Origin of the sequence: Nostoc sp. (assembly GCF_035638895.1) — a bacterium.
Classification (GTDB): Bacteria; Cyanobacteriota; Cyanobacteriia; order Cyanobacteriales; family Nostocaceae; genus Nostoc.
In genome coordinates this window covers 1-2,087 of the sequence record NZ_DASQZC010000353.1, presented here as the reverse complement: position 1 = coordinate 2,087, position 2,087 = coordinate 1, and the positions used below count along the sequence as shown (strand labels likewise).

Here is a 2,087-nt window from a genome sequence, read left to right as displayed (position 1 = left end):
ATCAGCGATCGCACCTTGATGATCGCCGCTTTCAAAACAAGCTACACCCCGATTATGATAAGCATTGGCAATATCAATATTGATATTATCAGCTAACTGGGTACTAGTTTCTATTGTTTGGATATAATCAGCGATCGCTTTATCGTATTTTTCTAAGGCAAAGTAGGCATTACCTCGGCTGTGGTAAGATTGGGCGAGATTGGGATCGATTTGTAATGCTTGGTTATAATCTGCGATCGCTCCTTCGTAATCGGCTAAAAAGTAACGTGCATTACCTCGGTGATAATAGGCTGTGGCAAAATTGGGATTGATTTCTATAGCGCGATTAAAATCTGCGATCGCACTCCGATAATCTTTAAGTTGACTACTTAAAATAATCCCTCGATTATGGTAAGCTTCAGCATAGTTAGAGTTGAGCTTGATTGCTTGGGTGTAAGCTGCGATAGCTCCTTGATAATTCCCTTGCAAATTGTGGTTTAATCCTTGGTTTAATAATTCTTCAGCATTCATATAATTTTTTGAGATTTCAACATTCTCTAGCTTTCAGGCAACGGGATTTTTTACGATATGTTTTGAAAATCGCTCCAGCTACTATTGTGCCTCTTGCTAAGATTTTAATTCCTGATTTTCTGTTAACCCAAATCAGTGTGACGTATTTCAGGCGACATAAACAGCAGTAAGCACCGCAAATAAGAAGGATGGGTGTTTGACTCGCCGTTTTTTACTGATATTGCTATAGTAGCGGATAACACATTCAAGTAAGTGCGATCGCATCTACTTATCGACATGAATAAAGATTATCAAAATCGGTTAAAACACTTTACTAGCCTAAAGTCAAAATACCAAGCAACCAAATATCAAGATTTATCATCCGCTAGCCTCCTGTATCTCATACTGCGAAAAGTTGACTTAGGAATTGAACTCCTCGACTTAGAATCTAATTGGTTGGGAGAATCTAAGCTTGAGGAGATTTTAGAAGCTATCAAGCAAGAGCAACAACATAAAGTGCAAGAATTCGGAAATTTAGAATTTGAATTCTCCAAATTAAAGTCTAGATACAAAGCTACAAAGCATGACCTTTCTTGGCAATCTAGTCATCTTTATTTCATTCTTTTGAAACTTGAGTCAGGAAATTTACTTACTGATTCAGAAGTTAAATGGCTGAGAGCAAACGGTTTATATGAGACTAGTAAAATTGCTCAAGAGGTGAAACGATTTACTCAACTTAAATCTAAATACAAAGCTACTCAATACCAAGACTCATATCCTGATAGTCTACTTTATCAAATACTGACGAAATTAGAGGTAACAGAACGTTTAAGTAATTCTGAGTATAATTGGTTGCTCAATAACGAACTTTTTGAAACAGCAGAAATTTTTCAACAACAAGAATCAGTAAAAGAAACTCAATTTGCTAAGTTAAGAGATAAATATCAAGCGATTAAACATTCAGACTTATCATTATCCAGTCCACTATATCTAATACTGCAAAACATTGACGCAAAAAAGAATTTGAGTGAGTCAGAAATTAACTGGCTCGAGCAGCAAGGACTTAGCGAAACAATTGCCATTGCTCAAGAATTGGAACAAACCCGAGAATTTGCTGCGTTGAAAGCTAAGTATAAAGCAACTGAGTATCACGATTCAACGCCTAAGAGTCACCTGTATAAAATTCTTAAAAGGCTTGAGTCGTCCAATCAGCTAGGTGAACAGGATATTAACTTTCTCAAAAAACGTAAGCTGACTGAGATTATAGAAATTGCAAATGAAAAATACATCTCTACCCTAAAATATAAGATAGATTCAGGAGAACTACTTAATGAATCAGAAATTGAGTGGCTGAAAAATAATCGACGTACAGATATCATTCTTCTAGCTCAAAAAAAGCATTTTGCTATTCTCAAGAGAAAATATGGATTGATAGATCCTTCACTTCTGCTAGAGCCATTTTACGCGATTATGGTCAAACTAGAGAAAAAAGAACGGCTAGATCCTAAGTTGGTTTTGCAGCTTATGGAAGAGGAACTATTATCTCCTGGCGGGAAAATTGCTCTTGCGTATTACAGGCTAGAAGCAGAGTTTTATGA

General features: G+C 36.2%; 3 protein-coding genes. 1 reads left to right on the top strand and 2 read right to left on the bottom strand.

What is annotated here, in order from left to right; genetic code table 11:
* Positions 1-510 (bottom strand): tetratricopeptide repeat protein (locus VE944_RS17310; protein ID WP_324979288.1); only part of this gene is annotated, 510 nt, incomplete at its 3' end.
* A 122-nt stretch (positions 511-632) separates the two neighbouring features.
* Entirely contained in the window at positions 633-788 is a 156-nt protein-coding gene (locus VE944_RS17305) for a hypothetical protein (RefSeq protein ID WP_324979285.1), read from the bottom strand.
* Between VE944_RS17305 and VE944_RS17300 the strand changes: the two genes are divergently transcribed.
* Positions 787-2,087: hypothetical protein (locus tag VE944_RS17300; protein WP_324979282.1), on the top strand; the 1,301-nt coding region annotated here is incomplete at its 3' end. The two genes, VE944_RS17305 and VE944_RS17300, sit on opposite strands and share 2 nt — an antisense overlap.

What these genes read in the sequence shown, in the direction of transcription:
- VE944_RS17305 (WP_324979285.1), bottom strand. Translation starts at nt 788, where the DNA reads ATGTCGATAAGTAGATGCGATCGCACTTACTTGAATGTGTTATCCGCT.